Genomic DNA, 18,830 nt, shown 5'->3' with positions numbered 1-18,830 from the left:
GCCCCAGCAGTGTTTCCGAGTTCGACGTTTCAGAGCTCGACGCCGAGCAGCGCGTCGACGGCGTTCCGGATCAGGCCGGGGGCCGCCGGGTCGGTGCCGGAGCGGTTCAGCGCCTGCTCCGCCCACGCGTCGACGGCCGCGAGCGCCTTGGGCGTGTCGAGGTCGTCGGTGAGGTGGTCACGCAGTCGCGCGACGGTGTCCTCCGCCGACGGACCGGTGCCGATGGAGACGGCTTCGCGCCAGCGCGCGAGGCGTGCTTCGGCGTCCGTGCGCAACTGCTCGGTCCACGGCCGGTCCTCGCGGTAGTGACCGGCGAACAGCGCGAGCCGGATCACGCCGGGGTCGACCTTGTCGGCGCGCAGCCGGGAGACGAACACGAGGTTCCCGCGCGACTTGGACATCTTTTCGCCGTCGAGGCCGATCATCCCGGCGTGCACGTAGTGCCGCGCGAACGGCCGGTCCCCCGCGACGGCCTCCGCGTGCGCGGCGCTGTACTCGTGGTGGGGGAAGATCAGGTCCGAGCCGCCGCCCTGGACGTCGAAGCCGAGGCCGAGCCGGTTGACCGCGATCGCGCTGCATTCGATGTGCCAGCCGGGTCGCCCCGCGCCCAGTTCGGACTCCCACGACGGCTCGCCCGGCCGCGCCATCCGCCACAGCAACGCGTCGAGGGGATGCTGCTTGCCGGGGCGGTCCGGGTCGCCGCCGCGTTCGGCGAAGAACTCGGCCATGGTCTCGGCGTCGTAGTTCGACTCCGAACCGAAGTGCCCGGTCGCGTTGTGGGCGAAGTAGATGTCCGGATACTCCGCGTCGTCGGCTCGGTACGCGCTGCCGTTCGCCAGCAGCTTGGCGATGACCTCGACGATCTCCGGGATGCTCTCGACGGCACCGACGAACTGCCGCGGCGGCAGCACCCGCAACGCGGTCATGTCCTCACGGAACAGCGCCGTCTCGCGCATGCCGAGGACGACCCAGTCGTCTTTGTCCCGCTCCGCGCGCTCCAACAAGGGCTCGTCGATGTCCGTGACGTTCTGCACGTAGTGGACGTCGTGCCCGGCGTCCCGCCACAGGCGGTTCACCAGGTCGAACGTCAGATACGTGGCGGCGTGCCCCAGATGGGTCGCGTCGTACGGCGTGATGCCGCAGACGTACATCCGGGCGGTCGACCCGGGCGCCGTGGGGCGGAGCTGCCCCGTCGCCGTGTCGTGGAGCCGCAGCGGACGGGGGGTGCCGGGGATACGGGGCACGTCGACCGATGACCAAGTCTGCATACCCCGACTGTAAGCGGAGCCGCCGCGCCGTTCCCGTCCGGTGGGAGCCGGACACGACCGGAGTAGCCGAACCGGCTGTTCCGCGGCCCGGCCGCGGTGAACTCAGCGCCTCCTCGTACGCAGATAGTCGCCGACCACGGCGGCACCGAGCCCGTCCGGATCCGGAGCGACGACACGGCCACCCGAGCGCCGGGCGACGAGGTCGACGAACGCCGTCAGGCGCGGATCGTCCCCCAGCCGGAACACCGTCACCGACGCGCCCAGTTTCGCCATCCGGTCCACTTCGGACAGCGTCTTGAGCAACGTCCTGGGCTGAGGCGGATAGTCGAACTCCGCGGTGCCGTCCGGTTCCAGATGCGCCGTCGGCTCGCCGTCGGTGACCATCAGGACCACCGGTTGCGCGTCGGGATGCCGCCGCAGGTGCCGTCCGGCCAGCAGCAGGGCGTGCTGGGCGTTGGTGCCCTGTTCCCAAGCGCCCTCCAGCCCGACGAGTTCGGCCGGTTCCATCGCCGTCGCGTAGCGGCCGAAGGTGATCAGCTGGAGGGCGTCGTTGCGGAACCGGGTGCTGATCAGCTGGTGCAGGGCGAGCGCCGTCCGCTTCATCGGCAGCCAGCGGCCCTCCTGCACCATCGACCACGACGTGTCCACGAGCAACGCCACCGCCGCCCGCGACCGGTGCTCGGTCTCGATCACCTCGACGTCGGAGACGTCCAGCCGGACCGACCGCTCACCTACCGAAACCGAACGCAGGACGGAGTTGCGGACCGTCCTGGAGACGTCCCACGGCTGCATGTCCCCGAACCGCCACGGCCTGGTCGCGCCGGTCGGCTCGCCCGCGGCTCCGGCCGATTCGGTCTCCCGCCGGCCCGTCTTGCCGCGCAGCGCGTGCACGACGTCGGCGAGCGCCGTCTCCCCGAGTCGACGCAAAGCCTTGGGAGACAAGCGAAGCGTGCCGTCAGGGGCGCGTTCGAAGAGACCTTGCCGCCGGAGCTCGCGTTCCAGTTCGGACAGCCGCCGCGCGTCCACGCCGGCCTCCGGCCCGAGCTGGCGTTCGAGCGCGTCGACGTCGATGTCCTCCAGCCGCGCGCCGGGATAGGACTGGCCGAGCTGTTCGGCCAGCGCGTCCAGTTCGGCGAGATCGGCCATCGCACGGGCACCCTCACCGAGGCCCAAGGGATCGTTGCCCCGGAACCGTTCCGAAGAAGTCCAGTCCTCGCCGGGCCGCAGCGCGCGCAACTGAGCGTCCAAAGTGGACAATTGCTGCGCGAGCCGGGGATCGCCGAACGCCTGCTGCGACAGTTCGGCCAGTTCGGCCCGCTGCTCCGGGGTCATCGAGTTGAGCATCCGCTGCGCGGCCGCGGCGCGCGCGGCGAGGACGTCGATGAGCTCCTCGACGTTCTTCGGGTTCTCCGGGAAGAATTCGCCGTGCTCGCGCATGAACTCCGCGAACCGCTCCGGGACGTTCTCGTCGCCCTGCGCGTGCGCGGCCAGCAGGCCGTTGAGCTCGGCGAGCATCCGGTTGGCCCGCTCGGCCTCTTCCGGCCCGGCGTTCCGCAGCGCCTCCTTCATCCCCTCGAAGCGGGAATCCAGCAGCTCACGGCCGAGCAGGTCTCGGATCTTCTCGTAGTGCTCTCTGCCCTCCCGCGAACGCCAGTCGTACCCGGCGAGTTCGCCCACGGCCGCCGCCGTCCCCGGTGGCAACGCGTCCAGCCGAGCCTCACGGAAGCGGGCGTCGTCGTCCGGATCGGGGAACAGCGCGCGCCGTTCGGCTTCCAGTGCCTGGTCGAGCAGCCGCTGAACTTCCTGAAGCGTGCCGTCCAGCCGGTGCCGCCGCTGGATCTCCGACCGGCGCTGCCACAGCCGCCTGGTCAGTTCGTCGAGTCCGGCGGTGCGCGGAGTGCCGCGCCGCAACAGCTCTTCCAGCGCGGACCGGGGCGAGGCACCCGCCATGACGTCGCGGCCGATCTCGTCGAGCGCGTCCCGCAGATCCGCCGGTGGCGCCAGCGGATCGGGGCCGTCGTGCCACGGCCCGTACGAGTAGCCCTCCGGGACGGCGCTCATCGGCCGTAGACGGTGGTGCCGTCGTCGGAGTCCTTGGCGAGTTTCCTCGACAGGAAGAGGGATTCCAGCGCCAGTTCGACCGCGGCCGCGATCCGCCCCGGCGGTTCGTCCGGGCCGACGCCGGCGCGCGCGGCGACGTCGTGGAGCACGGGTAGCTCCGGCAGCGCGGCGAGGATGTCCTTGCCGGGCACGCGTTCCCCGGTGGTGACCAGATGCCCGGACTCGACGGCGTCGGCCAGCGGCAGCAGGTCCAGTCCGGCGAACCGCGAACGGGCCGTCTCCGCGACCGCCCGACGGAGCAGGTGCACGAGGTGCTCGGTCTCGCGGCCCTCCTCCCCCGGTTCGAATTCGAGCTTGCCGCGCAGGACGGCGGGCACCGCGTCGAGGTCGACCGGACGTGCCACGGCGGGTTCCTCGCCGGTCAGCGCGGACCGGCGCAGTGCCGCCGCGCCGACCGTTTCCGCCGCGGCGACGGCGAACCGCGCCGAGACGCCGGACCGCTGGTCGATCACCGGTGATTCGCGCAGGTTCCGCACGAACCGGGCCAGCACCTCCAGCAGCGGCTCGCCGACCTCGGCGACCAGATGTGCCTCCTGCCGGACGACGGCCATCTCCGACTCCACGTCGAGCGGGTAGTGGGTCCGGATCTCGGCGCCGAACCGGTCCTTGAGCGGCGTGATGATGCGGCCGCGGTTGGTGTAGTCCTCCGGGTTGGCCGTCGACACCAGCAGCACGTCCAGCGGCAGGCGCAGGGTGTAGCCGCGCACCTGGATGTCGCGCTCCTCCATCACGTTCAGCAACGCGACCTGGATGCGCTCGGCGAGGTCCGGCAGCTCGTTGATCGCCACGATCCCGCGGTGGGCGCGCGGGACGAGTCCGAAGTGGATGGTCTCGGGATCACCGAGGCTGCGGCCTTCGGCGACCTTCACCGGGTCGACGTCGCCGATCAGGTCACCGACCGAGGTGTCCGGTGTGGCCAGTTTCTCCGTGTACCGCTCGTCGCGGTGGCGCCAGGTCACCGGCAGGGCGTCGCCGAGCTCGGCGGCGCGCCGGCGCGATTCCGGGGTGATCGGATCGAGTGGATGCTCGGCCAGCTCGGCACCCTCGATGACGGGTGTCCATTCGTCGAGAAGTCCCGTGAGGGTGCGCAGCAACCGGGTCTTGCCTTGGCCGCGTTCGCCGAGGAGGACGACGTCGTGCCCGGCCAGCAACGCGCGTTCCAGCTGCGGCAGCACCGTGCGCGAGAAGCCGACGATCCCGGGCCAGGCGTCTTCCCCGGCGCGAAGCTTGGCGAGCAGGTTGTCGTGCAGTTCTTGGTTGATCGACCGCGGCAGGTGACCCGCCGCGCGGAGGTCCCCGGCGGTGCGGGGCAGGTTTGCGGGAACATCGTTCACCCGTTCGACGCTACGTCGCGACCGTGGCCCCTGTCGACGTGAAGCAACTCCAGCTCCGGGACGTGTCCGTGTCCTCCCCCTCGATAACGCGCCCGTTTCCGGGTTTCGCCGGAAGCACGACTAAAATCAGTCCGGTGTGCCGTCCTAGTGCGACCCTCGCGGTCTGGTCTTCGGCGTGGCTGAACGGAGCCGCCGCCGCCGACGACGTCCTTGACGCCCTTCAGGTCTGGGCCGACGCCCACGACTTCGTCGCCGCCGACGCGGCGGCCGCCGAGGCGTTCGACCTGCCGCTCGCGTTCAACCGGGCGGCGACCCCCGTCCAGCTGCTGCTCGCCCTGCGCGCACAGGGCGCCAAAAGCATGCAGTTGCTGCTCCCGGTGCCCGGTGACGTGCGGGGGCTGGGTGGTGGCGGGCAGTTCACCGAGGCCGCTCTGCGGACCGGCGAGGCCGTCCTGTTGCCGGATCTCGGTTACGGCGTCGTCCCCGAAGCCATCGCCGAAGGGCTCATGCGATGGACCGTGTACTCGGTGCCCACGCCGGGTGTCCTCGAATACCGCCCGCTGGGCGAGGCCGAGCACGGCCTGACCGACGCGATCCGGTCGAGCGCGGGCGCGCTCCAGACGCTGGACGTCGCCAGTGAACGACCCGGCGTGCGGGCGGAACTCTCGGCCCGGCTGCGGGCGGCCACCGACGCGCCCTGGCCCGCCGGGATGCCCGGCCGGGCGCTACGGGTGCTTCAGCGATCCCAGGAGATCGCGGCGATCCTCGCCATCGCCGAATCCGACGATCCGGGCGGCGCGCTCTCCGCGTCGGCGGCGCTTCGGCGGGCGGAGGCCTTGCGACCGCTGACCGAGGCCGTCCGCAACGCCCGGTCCGCGGCGATCAACGAAGCGGTGCGGGTGTTCGCCGAGCAGGCGGACCGGCACCCGTAGCCCTTCACGTGGTCACGGAGTGCCTTTTCTGGATCTTCTCCGCATACCGGACGGACCACAGCGAGAGCCCGCCGATGACGGCGATCAGCAAGGCCACGCTGAGCGCGTTCATCACATCGGCGGACAAGGTGTAGACCAGCGGCACCCGGACTGCGGCCTCCAGGAGCAGAGCCACTCCCCACACCGCCGACATCCGGGTGAACGCCCGGCGGAAAGCGGGCACCTCGTCGCCGAGGCGGTCGATCTCGGTGCGTTTGGCCGCGTTGGAACCGGCCCGCACGGCGACGAGCACCATGGGCGTGCGGCTGAAGCAGCTCACCAGCAGCACGATCGCGGCGGTCGCGGTGGCGAAGGATTCTTTGAGCAACAGAAATTTCGCGTCACCGCTGGCCAGCGAAAGCACGAGCCCGGCCCCGAGCACGCCTGCCAGCAACGCGGCGAAGCCGTCGAAGGACCGTTCGCGGACGGCGACCCACGCGATCCGGGCCCCGGCCACCACCGCCCCGGCCAGCAAGGAGACCTGCTCGTTCTGCCCGGCGAGCCGGAGGCCGTAGTACACGGCCAACGGGAGCGCGACGTCCCAGAGCAGCAAGGACAGCGTCGGGTTCCTGCCGTGCGCGGTCACGACGGTGTTTCCTCTGCTGCCAGGAACCTCAGGATCCGCGCGTTGACCTCGTCCGCCGCCTCGCCCGCGATGGCGTGGGTCGCCGACGGCCACAGTTCGACCTGTCCCCGCGGCAGAAGCTCGCGAGCCCGCGCGGCCGCGCGGTCCGGGTGGTGGATGACGCTCCGTCCGGCGATCAGGGCCAGCACCGGCATCCGCAGTGAGCGCAACTGCGCGTCGGTGATCAACCTGGGCGACGGCAGGGCGATGCGGTAGGTCCGCATGCCTTCGTCGATCACCCGCGCGACCGGATCCGTGGTGTCGACCTCCGCACCGCCGGAGATCCAGTGCAGGAACGACGGCCGGGCCCAGCGGCCGACGCCGGGGATCGCGGCGAGCGTGGCGCGGACGACCAGTCCCGCGGTCAGGCCGCCGAAGGTCAGCACCGGGTCGATCAGGGTGAGTGTCCTCAGCCGCTCCGGCGCCCGCGCGGCGAGATTGGCCGCGAGCCAGCCACCGAACGAGTACCCGATCAGATGCACCGTCGCCAGGTCGAGTTCGGCGAGCACGGTGCTCAGCCAAGCGGCTTGGTCCACCCCGTTCCGGATCGGGGCGGTCTGTGCACTGCGGCCGGGTTCGCCGATGAGGTCCACCGCGTGGACCTCGCCGTGCCGGAGCAGCGCGGTGAGGTTGGGTTCCCACATCACCGCGGTCCCGGCGCGGCCGGGCACCAGCATGATCGGCGTTCCACCCGGCTGCCCGAACCGGTACACGCGCGCCACCCCGAACGCCGTTTCGACGTCGTGGATCCCGGCCGGCGCGGGCAACGCCGCCAGACCCCGTTCGTAGACGGCCTCGTACTCGGCCCGCGCCTCCGACGAGGCGAATCCGCCCACCTTCATGACCACCCCTCCTTTACAGTACGATAAGATTGTAAAAGATGGGCGAGAAGTTGGCAATCCGATCGGACTGCCAAAAGGAGGAACGGGTGCCCAAACGAGTCGATCACGAGCACCGGCGGCAGCAGATCGCCGCGGCCGTCCGGCGCATCGCGGCCGACCGGGGACTCGAAGGAGTCAGCCTGAACGAAGTCGCGGCCGAAGCCGGCATCTCCAAAGGGTTCGTCCAGCACTACTTCGCGTCGAGAGACGACATGCTTCGCTTCGCGACGACCACCTTGCGAAGCGGACTCGAGGAGCGCATCGCCACCCCGTCAGAACCTCACGTCCGGGAGCTGCTCATCGCGTTGCTTCCCCTGGACGAGGCCGCCAGGGACGACGCGCTGGTCGCCAACGCCTTCCTGATGCGCGCGCTCAAGGATCCGGAGATCGCCGGTCACTTCCGGACCGGCCATGGCCGGCTCCGCGACGCGGTGACGGCCATGCTCGCCGCCGCACGGGACGACGGCGAATTCGTGGCCACCCTGGACCCGGTCAGCGAGGCCGCGCTCCTGCTGGCGCTGGTCTCCGGCCTCGGCGACGCGGTGCTGCTCGGCTATCAGACCGGCGAAGAGGCTATCGCCCTGATCGACCTCCACCTGTCGAGGATCACCGCCTGACGACGATCGACCTCGCGAGCCGGTGCGCGGGTGGCGGTTTCGCGTGATCCGACGGACGACACACGTGATCGGGCGGACGACTCGTGGCGGAACCCGGCCACCGTCGTGTCGTCCATCCAGTCACGCGTGTCGTCCGTCGGATCACGGGACATCGCCGGTGCTGGACCTCGTGAGTGGCAAGACGGTTGGAACCGTCCTTGCCACTCACCAGGCCTGGGCCCTTCAAGAACGTGCGGGCCTTTTCGCGGGCTCGCAGCATCCGATCGCGCAAGGCGCACCGTTGACCGTGCACCCGGCCGACGGGAACGGCGACAGCTTCCGCGCGGGCGCTCCGTCGATGTGCTCCCGGATCAGCTCCACGACGAGCTCGGCGAAACGCGGGTCGGCGTCCGGCGTCGCGGCCCGCGCGAAGCCTATGCCGTGCTCCGCGGCCCGTTCGGCGGCTTCGTTGTCGAGATCCCAGATCACTTCGAGGTGGTCGGACACGAAACCCACGGGACAGACGACCACCGAGGTGACGCCTTCCGCGTGCAGCGCGTCGATGTGGTCGACGATGTCCGGCTCCAGCCACGGCACCTGCGGCGGGCCGGAGCGCGACTGCCACACCACGTCGTAGGTCTCGATTCCCGCTTCGGCCGCGACGAGGCGCGCGGCCTCGGCGATCTGCCGCGAGTAGCGCCGGCCGCCTTCCGAGGGCGGCCCGGACGCGGTGTCGGCGGACTCGGGCACCGAGTGGGCGCAAAAGACGGTCCTGGTCCCCGGCTGGTTCCCCAGCTTCGCGTGCGCGGCGCGAACGGCGTCGGCGAACGCGGCGACGAACAGCGGGTGGTCGAAGAACTGCCGCAGCTTCACCAGTTCCGGCGCACCGTCGCCGACCGACGCACGGGCACGCTCGATGTCCTCGTCGTACTGACGGCAGGCGGAGTAGCCGCCGTACGCGCTCGTGGGGAAGACCAGCACGCGCCGGGCGCCCGCCTCGGTGATCTCGGCGAGGGTGTCCTCGACCATCGGCCGCCAGTTGCGGTTGCCGAAGTGGACGGGCAGCTCGATCCCGGCGGCCGCGAGCTGCTTCTCCACCGCGGAGATCGCGTCCCGGTTCAGCCGGTTGATCGGCGAAACCCCGCCGAAGTGCTGGTAGTGCTCGGAGACCTCGAGCAGCCGTTCCCGGGGCACCCCACGGCCCCGCGTGACGTTCTCCAGGAACGGCATCACTTCGTCAGGTCCCTCGGGACCACCGAACGAAAGCCAAAGCAGCGCGTCGTAACCCACCCTGCCATCTTGCTCTTGTGGCGCCCCGCACGCTGACCCGGCCCATTTTGAACCAATCGATCCAAAATCTGATACGGTCACCCGCATGGCCAGGCCCAAGGAATTCGACGAACGCGCCACGGTCGGGCACGCCATGGCCGCGTTCTGGCTTCGCGGCTACGAAGGCACGTCGACGCAGGCCCTCTGCGAAGCCACCGGCCTGGGCCGCAGCAGCATCTACAACACCTTCACCAGCAAGCACGAACTGTTCCTGCGCGCGCTCGACCACTACGCCGAACGCGGGATCGCGACCAGAACGGCCTTGCTGGAGGAGTCCGGAACCGGCCTCGAGCGATTCCGCACCCTGTTCGCGCACACGATCGACGAGGAAGTCGCGAACCACGGCCGAGGTTGCCTCGTGGTCAACACGGTGGCCGAATTCGGCGATCGCGATCCCGAGGTCAAGGCGCGGATCGACGCCGACACCGGACGGCATCTCGCCCTGCTCTCGGCCTGCGCCAGGGAAGGCCAGCTCGACGGGACGATCGACGGCGACCGGGAGCCCGGCGCCCTCGCCGAGTTCGCGCACAGCACCGTCGCCGGACTGCGGCTGATGTCCCGTCGTGGCGCCGGACGGGCGACCATGGAAGCCGTCGCCGCCATCGCGCTGGACGCGATCGCCGCGAAGTGACACCCGGACCACCTCATGCGCGACGCTGCCCATATTTTGTACTGATCAATACAAAACTGGAGGGAAAGCCCCGTGCCTTTGGCAGTTTTCGTCCTCGGGCTGAGCGTGTTCGCGCTCGGCACGTCCGAGTTCATGATCACCGGCCTGCTGCCCGGGATGGCGGCCGACCTGGACGTCGGCATCCCGGAGGCCGGGCTGCTCATTTCGGCTTTCGCGATCGGCATGGTCGTCGGCGCTCCCCTGCTCGCGATCGCGACGCTGCGGGTGCCGAGGCGCGTCACCCTCATGGCCCTGCTCGTCGTTTTCAGCGTCTCGCACGTCGTCGGCGCGCTGGGCTCGGGATACGCCCTCCTCTTCGCGACCCGTGTGCTCAGCGCCGTCGCCTGCGCCGGGTTCTGGGCGGTCGCGGCGGCCACCGCCGTCGCACTGGTCCCGGTCGAACGCCGCGGCCGCGTACTGGCCATCCTGGTGGGCGGGCTGACCATCGCGAACATCGCGGGCGTTCCGGCGGGCACCTTCCTCGGCCAGCACGCGGGCTGGCGGGCCGCGTTCTGGGCGGTCACCGCACTGACCGTCGTCGCGTTGATCGGGGTCTTCGCCTTGGTCCCGGAAACGCAGGACGGTGAAACCAAGACCGACGTGGCGACCGAATTGCGGCTCTACCGCGGCGGCCGGTTCTGGCTGGCACTCGGCGTCATCGCGTTCGCGCAGGCGATGATCTTCGCGACCTTCAGCTACCTCGCGCCCTTGCTCACCGAAGTCGCCGGGCTACCGGAAAGCTGGGTGCCGGGCGTGCTCTCGCTCTTCGGGCTCGGCGCGCTGATCGGTATCACCGTCGGCGGACGGCTCGCCGACGCGAGGCCGTTCGCGACCCTCTACGGCGGCCTCGCCGTCGCCCTGTTCGCCTTGGTGCTGCTCGCGCTGTCCGGCCCGGCGACGCCGGTCGCGATCTTCGCCGTCTTCCTGTTCGGTGTCGCCGGATTCGGCGTCAATCCCGCTTTGAACGTCCGTGCCTTCGCCGTGGCGGGCAACGCGCCCACGCTGGTCGGCGCGAGTACGACCGCCGCGTTCAACGTCGGCAACACCGTCGGCCCCTGGCTCGGCGGCGAGTCGATCGACGCCGGTCTCGGCTATCCCAGCGTCGCGTGGGTGAGCGTCGGCCTCGGCGTCGTCACCGTCGTCGTGCTCACCTTCGCCGCCGGTGTCCAGCGCACCGACGACACCCGCCTGCCGCGCGAACCCGTTATACGGTAGGGAGAATCATTCCCGAACGAACCCGAGCCACCCTTGCCGAGCTTTTCCGCCGAATGTCCACAGGGGACACCGGCCGAGCCTGCGAAACTAGCCGCCGACAGCGTCGCGTGGGACATCCCCGGGGCGACCGGGCTGGTCCCGTGGATCGGCCCGCGCCGGAGCCGGGCGAAGATCCGCGAGTTCTACGCACTGCTCGACAAGAGGACTCGTGGCACGTGGCTCAGGCGTTTCTCCCTTGACGCCGGAAGTACATGAAGGCCCCCTTCCTTGCGCCTGGCGCAAGGAAGGGGGCCTTCATGTACCTCAGAAGCCGGCGCGTCGAGACCTCAGAATCCGGTGGCGTGCAGACCGCCGTCGACCATGATCATCGAGCCGGTGGTGGCGGGCAGCCAGTCCGACAGCACGGCGCAGACCGACTTCGCCGTCGGGTCCGGGTCGGAGCTGTCCCAGCCGAGCGGGGCCCGATCGCCCCAGCCGTTCTCCAGATCCGCGAAGCCGGGGATCGACTTCGCGGCCATGGTCTTCATCGGGCCGGCGCTGACCAGGTTGACCCGGATGCCCTGCGGGCCCAGGTCGCGGGCCAGGTAGCGGTTGACCGACTCGAGCGCGGCCTTCGCGACGCCCATCCAGTTGTAGGCGGGCCACGCGACGCGCGCGTCGAAGTCCATGCCGACGATCGACGAACCACGCGACAGCAGCGGCAGGGTCGCGACCGCGAGTGCCTTGAAGGAGTACGCCGAGACGTCGACGGCCACCTTCACGTCCTCGCTGGGGGCGTCCAGGAACGGCGCGCCGAGGCAGGACTGCGGGGCGAACCCGATCGAGTGCAGCACCCCGTCCAGGCCGTCGACGTGCTCACGGACGCGGCCGGCGAGCGAGTCGAGGTGCTCCTGGTTCGTGACGTCCAGCTCCAGCACCGGCGCCGCCTCGGGGAGGCGCTTGGCGATGCGCTCGACGAGCGACAGCCTGCCGAAGCCGGTGAGCACGACCTTCGCGCCCTCCTGCTGCGCGATCTTGGCCGCGTGGAACGCGAGCGAGGCGTCGGTGATGACGCCGGTGATCAGCAGGCGCTTGCCTTCGAGCAGTCCTGGCACGGGACCTCCAGTCCGGATGGTTTCGATCGATACGGGGAAACGGGGACGTCAGTGGCCCATGCCGAGGCCGCCGTCGACCGGCAGCACCGCGCCGTTGACGTAGCCGGCCTCTTCGGAGGCGAGGTAACGGACGGCGGCGGCGATCTCCGACGGCTCGGCGTACCGGCCGGAGGGGATCTGGGCGAGGATCTCCTGCTTGCGGTCCTCGCCCAGTTCGCCGGTCATGTCCGTGGCGACGAAGCCCGGCGCGATGACGTTCGAGGTGATGTTGCGCGATCCCAGCTCACGCGCGAGCGAACGGGCGAGACCGACGAGACCGGCCTTGCTCGCCGCGTAGTTGACCTGACCGGCCGAGCCGGTGAGGCCGACGACGGAGGAGATGAAGATGTAGCGGCCCCACTTGCCGCGCAGCATGCCGCGCGAGGCGCGTTTGGCGACCCGGTAGGCGCCGGTGAGGTTGGCGTCCACCACGCGGGTGAACTGCTCCTCGCTCATCCGCATGAGAAGGGTGTCGTCGGTCATGCCCGCGTTCGCGACGAGGACCTCGACCGGGCCCTGGTGCTCCTCGACGAGCTTGAAGGCGGCGTCGATCTGCTCGGCGTTGGTGACGTCGGCCTGCACCCCGAAGAGACCTTCGGGCGCTCCGGAACCGCGGTGCGTGATCGCGACCTCGTGCCCCTGCGCTGCGAGGTCCTTCGCGATCGCCAAACCGATGCCGCGGTTGCCGCCGGTGACCAGTACCGACCGTCCCACTTCAGCTCTCCTCGCCTCGTCCTGTCGCGCTGACGGCACTGAGGCTATCGGCTCACCCGGTGTCCGCCGGAGCCGCGCCACCCCTACCTCCGGGTAACCGCGACCGTCCTAAGCGGATGTTAGGAACCGCGCCGAAACCTTGCCCGGCGGTCGTGGATTGTTCACCGTGAGCCGGAACACAGGAGGTCGAAGATGACAACCCGGATCGGCGAAGCGTCGCCGCCCGTAAACGAGAAACGAGTCGTCGGCAACGTGCTGCGCGGCTCGATCGGCAACTTGGTCGAGTGGTACGACTGGTACGCCTACGCCGCCTTCACCACGTACTTCGCCAAGTCCTTCTTCCCCACCAAGGACACGACGGCGGCCTTCCTCGGCACCGCGGCGGTCTTCGCCGTCGGATTCCTCATGCGACCGCTCGGCGGCTGGATGCTGGGCCGGTTCGCCGATCGCTTCGGACGGCGAAGCGCACTCGTGCTTTCCGTCACGTTGATGGCGGCGGGGTCGTTGATGATCGCGCTTACGCCGACCTACGCCACGATCGGCATCGCCGCGCCGATCCTGCTGCTGGTGGCCCGGCTCATCCAGGGGCTCTCGGTCGGCGGTGAGTATTCGACCTCCGCGACCTATCTGTCCGAAGTGGCCACTCCGGGCAAGCGCGGCTTCTACTCCAGCTTCCAGTACGTGACGCTGTACGGCGGCCAGTTGCTGGCGCTCGGTCTCCAGTTGCTGTTGCAGGCCATCCTGACCGAGCAGCAGCTGACGTCGTGGGGCTGGCGGATCGCGTTCGTCGTCGGCGCGCTCGCCGCGGTCGTGGTGATGTTCCTGCGCCGCGGGATGGACGAGTCGGCCAGCTTCGAGGAGGCCAAGGCGTCCGGCACCGGCAAGAAGGCGGGCGACAAGGGCACGCTGCGCGCGCTCGTCAAGTACCCCAAGGAGATCGCGCTCGTCGTCGGCCTCACCCTCGGTGGCACGGTGTCGTTCTACACCTTCGCCACCTACAGCCAGAAGTTCATGGAGAACACCGCGGGCATCCCGCGCCGGACGGTCACCCTGATCCTGTTCTGCGCGATCCTCGTCGCCGCGATCCTGCAGCCGTTCGCGGGCAAACTCTCCGACCGCATCGGCCGCCGTCCGCTGCTGCTGTTCTTCGGTATCGCCGGCACGCTGCTGACCGTCCCGATCATGACGCTGATGGGCGGGACGAAGGAGCCGGTGCTCGCCTTCCTGCTGATGCTGGCCGGCTTGGTGATCGTCACCGGCTACACCTCGATCAACGCGATCGTGAAGGCCGAGCTGTTCCCGACGAAGATCCGCGCCATCGGTGTCGGTCTCCCCTACGCGCTCACCGTGGCGATCTTCGGCGGCACGGCCGAGCTCATCGCGCAGGCGTTGAAGGGGGCCGGTCACGAATCGGTGTTCTTCTTCTACGTCGCGGGCTGTGTCCTGGTGTCGCTCATCGTGTACGGCACAATGCGGGAAACCTCGAAGACCTCGGAGCTGGACAAGAAGAAGCCCGAGCCCGAGCTCGTGTCCGGCCGCGAAGGCTAGGCGGGAAGGTGTGGCCGTGCGGGTGCTGCTCGTCGAGGACGACGCCGGTGTCGCCGACGCGCTCGTCGAAGCACTGCAGACGCGCGGGCACACCGTCTCCCACGCGATCCGCGGCAGCGACGCGCTGCATCGCCATCGCGCGGCCGACGTGATCCTGCTGGACCTCAACCTGCCCGACATGGACGGGCTCGACGTGCTCAGGAAGGTCCGGCAGGTCTCCCCGGTGCCGGTGCTCGTGCTCACCGCGAGCGGGGACGAACGGTCGGTGGTGCGCGGGCTGCGGCTCGGCGCCGACGACTACCTGACCAAACCGGTCCGCCTGGCCGAACTGCTGGCGAGGATGGACGCGGTCGTCCGGCGTGCCGCGGTCTCGGTCACGCCGCGGGACGGCGTCGTCCGCGTCGAGGACGTCGAGATCGACCTCGGCGCGCGCCGTGTGCTGGTCGACGGGCACGACATCGGGCTCACCGCCAAGGAGTTCGCCGTCCTGGCGGTGCTCGCCGCCCGGCCGGGAACCGCGGTGAGCCGCCAGCAGCTGATGGACGAGGTCTGGGGTGACGCCTACCTCGCCGTCTCCCGTTCCCTCGACGTGCACCTGACCCAGCTACGCGCGAAGCTCGACCGCCCGGGTCTGCTGACCACCATCCGGGGTTTCGGCTACCGGCTGGGCCGGGACTGACCGGTGCGCACCCGGCTGCTGGTCGTCCTCGTCGCGCTCGCGCTGACCGTGGTCGCCGCGTTCGCGATCCCGTTGCTCGGGTCGACCGCCGCGCAGCGGACCCAGCAGCTGGTGATCGCCCGCCACGCCGACGTCGACCGGTTCGTCGTCCTGGCGCAGCAGGCCGTCGACGCCGCCGACCCGACCGTGCTGGCGGTCGACGCCGAGCGGTATTCGTCGTTGTACGGCGAGGCCGTCGTGGTGGTCGACGCGCGCGGAGGCCCGCTCGTCGAGACCGGCGGGATGACCGCCTCGGAACCGGTGGTCCGCTCGCTCGTCGAGGCCGCACTGCGCAACCAGCCGGCCAAAGGCCCCGAACAGCTGAGCCCGTGGTCGGTGGATCCGGTCTATTTCGCCCGGCCGGTGGGTACCGGGACCAGGGTGGCCGGTGTGGTCGTCCTTCGCGCGTCGGTGACCGCGGCGGCGGCCGGCGTCGCCACCCGCTGGGCCACGATCGTCGCGGGCGCGGCGCTGGTCGCGGCGGTGTTCGTGCTGCTCGCGGTCCTGCTGGCCCGCTGGATGGTGCGGCCGTTGCACGAACTGGAGAACGGCGTGCAAGCGGTGACCGAAGGGCATCGCGCACAGGTCCCCGACCGGGCCGGACCCCGCGAGCTGCGTTCGCTCGCGACGTCGTTCAACCGGATGTCCGACGCCGTCGTCGAGGCGTCCGCACAGCAGCGGCGGCTCGTCGCGGACGCGTCGCATCAGCTGCGGAATCCCATGGCCGCCTTGCGGCTGCGGGTGGATTCGCTGGCCGCGCGGGTCGGCGGGGACGGCCAGCGGGCCTATCGGGCGACCGTCGCGGAGGTCGAGCGCCTGGAGTCCCTGCTCGACGGGCTGCTCGCGCTGGCGCTCGCCGAAAGCGCCGCGACCCGGCTCGCCGCGGGTGAAGCCGGCGACGAACCCTGCGACCTCCCGGCCGTACTGGCCGAACGGGTCGACGCGTGGCGTCCCTCGGCGGACGACGCGGGAGTCCGGCTCGCGGCGTCGGCAGGCCACGACGAGCCGGTGCCCGTGCGGTGCCCGGAAGGCGATCTTGCCCAGGTGCTGGACGTCCTGCTGGACAACGCGGTGCGCTACGCGGGCCGCGGCGCCACGATCACCACCGGCTACGAGACCGGTGACACGACCGCCACCGTCTTCGTGTCCGACAACGGTCCTGGACTGTCCACAGAGGACCGCGAACGGGCGACCGAACGCTTTTGGCGGGCAGGCGGCGACGGAGCGCCGCGCGGGACGGGACTCGGCCTCTCGATCGCGAACCAGCATGTGCTCGCCCGTGGCGGGAAACTCGAGCTGCGCCAAGCCGAACCGCACGGGCTCGAAGTCCGCGTCGAACTCCTTCTCGCCACGGGAGGGACGCCATGACCGTCACCCGGCGTACGGCGATCCTCGCCGGCCTGGCAACCCTCGGGGGCTGTTCCACGACGGGCTACCGGGGGCCGGCGCGGGAGGTCGTCATTTCGGCCGGTGAGAGCGGCGGTTTCTATCTCGCCTTCGCCGAACTGCTGGCCCAGCAGCTGAACCGCGCGGAGCCCCGGCTGCACGCGACCGCCGTCGCCACCGAGGCCAGTGTCGAGAACCTGCGACGGCTGCGGGACGGCCGGGCCGATCTCGGGCTTGTCCTCGGCGACGTGGCCGAGGCCGCCTTCACCGGCTCGGAACCGTTCTCCGTCCCGATCGGTTTTTCGGCCATCGGCCGCGTCTACGAGAACTACCACCAGCTCGTGGTCCGCGCGGACGGCCGCGTGCGCTCGCTCGCCGATCTGGCCGGACGGCCGGTGGCGATGGGCGCGAGCGGTTCCGGCGTGGCGGTGTTCAGCGCGCGGCTGTTCGCCCGCGCCCAAGTGCCGGTGCGGGCGAAGAACCTGCTGCTGGGTGCAGCGATCAACGCGTTGGCGGCGCACGAGGTCGACGCGCTGCTCTGGTCCGGCGGGATCCCGACGCCCGCGCTCACCGAACTGAACCGGACCACCGCGATCACCCTGCTCCCCCTCGACGCCCAGTTGCCGGCACTGCGGGCGGGCTACGGGCCGGTGTACGACCAGGTCCACGTCCCGGCACAGGCATACCAGGGCGTCGGCGAACTTCGGACGATCGGCGTGGCGAACCTGTTGCTGGCCGCGCCTTCGCTGCCCGACGACGTCGCGGCCGCCGTCACACGCGTGCTGGCCGGGCATGCCGCCGACCTCGTCCCGGCCCCCGCCGTCGGGACCCAGTTCCTCGACGTCCGGACCCTGATCGGCACCGGCAAGGTCCCGCTGCACCCTGGGGCCGCGTCGGCCTATCGTGCCCTGCACGGGTGACCCGCACTCCATCTTCAGAGGGATGCGCGCCGACGTGGAGCGCTGCCAGGGTCGGGGCAGGCGGCCACCGGGCCGCCCCGATCCGGAAGGACTCCAGCAGTGTCATCGAGACACACCAGGGTGGCGCGGGGTTCGGCGCTGATCGCGGGCCTCGCGCTCGCGGGCGGGCTCGCCACGGCGGCCCCCGCCGTCGCGGCCGATCAGGCCAAGCTCACCGCACCGGCCCTCACCGGCCACTACGACATCGGCACCACCGACCTCCACCTCGTCGACGGCTCCCGGCCCGATCCGTGGAAACCGGAACGGCGCCGGGAACTCATGGTCACCGTCACCTATCCGGCGGACCGGTTCGCCGACGGGCCGCGCGCGCCGTGGCTCACGCCGGGGATGAGCGGCGTCATCGACCAGGCGCTGTCCGGCGAGGACTACCTCGGCCTCCCGGCCGGCTCCATCGACTGGGCGTCGGCGAAGCGGCGGGCCGAGCTCGGCGTTCCCGCGGCGCACGGCGCGCCCAAGCCGGTCGCGCTCTTCTCCCCCGGTTTCGGCGGCCCTCGGGAGACGTACTCGGCGATCGTCGACGATCTGGCGAGTCGCGGCTACGTGGTCGTCTCGCTCTCGCACACCTACGAGAGCGCGGCGGTCGAATTCCCCGGCGGGCGGCTCGAACCGGCCCTTCCACCGGGTGAGGGGCCCGAATTCATGAAGAAAGCGCTCGACGCACGGGTCGGTGACTTCCGATTCGTTCTGGACCAGCTCGCGAAGATCGCCCGTGGCGAGAATCCCGACGCGGAGAAGCGGCAGCTCCCCCGCGGCCTCGGCTGGTCGCTCGACCTGTCCCGGGTCGGCGCCTACGGGCATTCCTACGGCGGGTTCACCTCCGGCGAGACGATGGTGCACGACCGCCGGATCGACGCCGGGATCAACCTGGACGGCGCGATGGCGACCGCGTTCGGCTACCCACCGGGCAGTGCCTACGTGCCCGGCGAGGTCACGAAACGCGGTCTGGACCGGCCGTTCCTGCTGATGGGCGCCGAGGGCGTCGACGAGAACGGAAAGGCGTTGGAGCACACGCACAAGCAGCCCGATTTCGACCGCAGCTGGGCGGACTTCTGGGCCAACCAGCGAGGCTGGAAGCGGGATCTGCTGTTGCGCGGCGGTAGCACGCACATGGCCTACAGCGATCTTCAGGTCGTCGTGCCGCAACTCGGCTCGCGCGTGGCGCCGGAGAAGCGTGAGGCGGTCATCGGCACCATCGATCCCCGCCGCTCGCTGGCGGCGCAACGGGAGTACATCGGCGCGTTCTTCGATCTGCACCTGAAGGGCCGCGACCGGCACCTGTTCCACGGTGAATCGCCGCGCCATCCGAACATCGACTTCATCGACTGAGCCCCGTGAAGGACT

Annotated in this window: 17 protein-coding genes; 9 read left to right on the top strand and 8 right to left on the bottom strand. The window is 70.5% G+C overall.

All coding sequences use genetic code 11. The features are described from left to right. Positions 1–29: 29 nt before the first annotated feature. The 3 genes from mshC to P3102_RS17525 form a co-directional block, all read right to left on the bottom strand. On the bottom strand, positions 30–1,268 hold the full coding sequence (gene mshC, locus P3102_RS17535) for a cysteine--1-D-myo-inosityl 2-amino-2-deoxy-alpha-D-glucopyranoside ligase (RefSeq protein ID WP_276370619.1): 1,239 nt from the start codon (positions 1,266–1,268) through the stop codon (positions 30–32). Between the two features lie 102 nt (positions 1,269–1,370). Continuing rightward, complete coding sequence (locus P3102_RS17530; protein WP_276370617.1) at positions 1,371–3,329, bottom strand: VWA domain-containing protein; 1,959 nt, start codon at positions 3,327–3,329, stop codon at positions 1,371–1,373. Further along, entirely contained in the window at positions 3,326–4,723 is a 1,398-nt protein-coding gene (locus tag P3102_RS17525; RefSeq protein WP_276370615.1) for a sigma 54-interacting transcriptional regulator, read from the bottom strand. Before P3102_RS17525 ends, P3102_RS17530 begins: the two co-directional genes overlap by 4 nt. Before the next feature lie 134 nt (positions 4,724–4,857). On the opposite strand from P3102_RS17525, the gene P3102_RS17520 reads away from it, so the two are divergent. After that, the gene (locus P3102_RS17520; protein WP_276370613.1) at positions 4,858–5,655 is read left to right on the top strand and encodes a hypothetical protein; all 798 of its coding nucleotides are present in this window, start codon (positions 4,858–4,860) and stop codon (positions 5,653–5,655) included. 4 nt (positions 5,656–5,659) lie between these two features. On the opposite strand, the gene P3102_RS17515 is transcribed toward P3102_RS17520, so the two are convergent. Both P3102_RS17515 and P3102_RS17510 read right to left on the bottom strand, forming a co-directional pair. Further along, positions 5,660–6,280: a VC0807 family protein gene (locus P3102_RS17515; RefSeq protein ID WP_276370611.1), complete on the bottom strand. Its 621-nt coding sequence runs from the start codon at positions 6,278–6,280 to the stop codon at positions 5,660–5,662. After that, positions 6,277–7,161 (bottom strand): alpha/beta hydrolase, encoded by an 885-nt coding sequence (locus P3102_RS17510; protein WP_276370609.1) that lies wholly within the window; start codon positions 7,159–7,161, stop codon positions 6,277–6,279. The genes P3102_RS17515 and P3102_RS17510 overlap by 4 nt, the downstream gene beginning before the upstream one ends. 86 nt (positions 7,162–7,247) lie before the next feature. On the opposite strand from P3102_RS17510, the gene P3102_RS17505 reads away from it, so the two are divergent. Beyond that, positions 7,248–7,817, top strand: a complete 570-nt coding sequence (locus P3102_RS17505) for a TetR family transcriptional regulator C-terminal domain-containing protein (protein ID WP_276370607.1) — start codon at positions 7,248–7,250, stop codon at positions 7,815–7,817. 222 nt (positions 7,818–8,039) lie between these two features. Here the strand turns inward: P3102_RS17505 and P3102_RS17500 are convergent, their stop codons facing one another. Next, a complete protein-coding gene (locus P3102_RS17500; protein WP_276370605.1) occupies positions 8,040–9,086 on the bottom strand; it encodes a ferrochelatase in 1,047 nt (348 codons plus the stop codon). Between the two features lie 85 nt (positions 9,087–9,171). Here P3102_RS17500 and P3102_RS17495 point away from each other — a divergent pair, with 85 nt between their 5' ends. Both P3102_RS17495 and P3102_RS17490 read left to right on the top strand, forming a co-directional pair. Continuing rightward, positions 9,172–9,756 carry a TetR/AcrR family transcriptional regulator gene (locus P3102_RS17495; protein WP_276370603.1) on the top strand — a complete coding sequence of 195 codons (585 nt, stop codon included), beginning with the start codon at positions 9,172–9,174 and terminating at the stop codon, positions 9,754–9,756. Between the two features lie 72 nt (positions 9,757–9,828). Next, positions 9,829–11,010, top strand: a complete 1,182-nt coding sequence (locus P3102_RS17490; protein ID WP_276370601.1) for a Cmx/CmrA family chloramphenicol efflux MFS transporter — start codon at positions 9,829–9,831, stop codon at positions 11,008–11,010. A 326-nt stretch (positions 11,011–11,336) separates the two neighbouring features. On the opposite strand, the gene fabI is transcribed toward P3102_RS17490, so the two are convergent. Continuing rightward, complete coding sequence (gene fabI, locus P3102_RS17485; RefSeq protein ID WP_276370599.1) at positions 11,337–12,104, bottom strand: enoyl-ACP reductase FabI; 768 nt, start codon at positions 12,102–12,104, stop codon at positions 11,337–11,339. 48 nt (positions 12,105–12,152) lie between these two features. After that, positions 12,153–12,857, bottom strand: coding sequence for a beta-ketoacyl-ACP reductase (locus tag P3102_RS17480; RefSeq protein ID WP_276370598.1), 705 nt, complete (start codon positions 12,855–12,857; stop codon positions 12,153–12,155). 192 nt (positions 12,858–13,049) lie between these two features. Between P3102_RS17480 and P3102_RS17475 the strand changes: the two genes are divergently transcribed. The 5 genes from P3102_RS17475 to P3102_RS17455 all read left to right on the top strand — a co-directional run bounded on the left by P3102_RS17475 (position 13,050) and on the right by P3102_RS17455 (position 18,815). Beyond that, the gene (locus P3102_RS17475; RefSeq protein WP_276370596.1) at positions 13,050–14,405 is read left to right on the top strand and encodes an MFS transporter; all 1,356 of its coding nucleotides are present in this window, start codon (positions 13,050–13,052) and stop codon (positions 14,403–14,405) included. Between the two features lie 16 nt (positions 14,406–14,421). Further along, the gene (locus P3102_RS17470) at positions 14,422–15,084 is read left to right on the top strand and encodes a response regulator transcription factor (protein ID WP_276370595.1); all 663 of its coding nucleotides are present in this window, start codon (positions 14,422–14,424) and stop codon (positions 15,082–15,084) included. A 3-nt stretch (positions 15,085–15,087) separates the two neighbouring features. Beyond that, positions 15,088–16,491: a HAMP domain-containing sensor histidine kinase gene (locus tag P3102_RS17465; RefSeq protein WP_276370593.1), complete on the top strand. Its 1,404-nt coding sequence runs from the start codon at positions 15,088–15,090 to the stop codon at positions 16,489–16,491. Next, entirely contained in the window at positions 16,488–17,429 is a 942-nt protein-coding gene (locus P3102_RS17460) for a TAXI family TRAP transporter solute-binding subunit (RefSeq protein WP_276370591.1), read from the top strand. The genes P3102_RS17465 and P3102_RS17460 overlap by 4 nt, the downstream gene beginning before the upstream one ends. A gap of 99 nt (positions 17,430–17,528) precedes the next feature. Beyond that, the gene (locus tag P3102_RS17455) at positions 17,529–18,815 is read left to right on the top strand and encodes a lipase (RefSeq protein WP_276370589.1); all 1,287 of its coding nucleotides are present in this window, start codon (positions 17,529–17,531) and stop codon (positions 18,813–18,815) included. The last annotated feature ends 15 nt before the right edge of the window (positions 18,816–18,830 follow it).

The organism is Amycolatopsis sp. QT-25 (genome assembly GCF_029369745.1).
Classification (GTDB): domain Bacteria; phylum Actinomycetota; class Actinomycetes; order Mycobacteriales; family Pseudonocardiaceae; genus Amycolatopsis.
The sequence above is the reverse complement of the archived record's forward strand: the minus strand, read 5'-3'. Positions and strand labels throughout refer to the sequence as shown.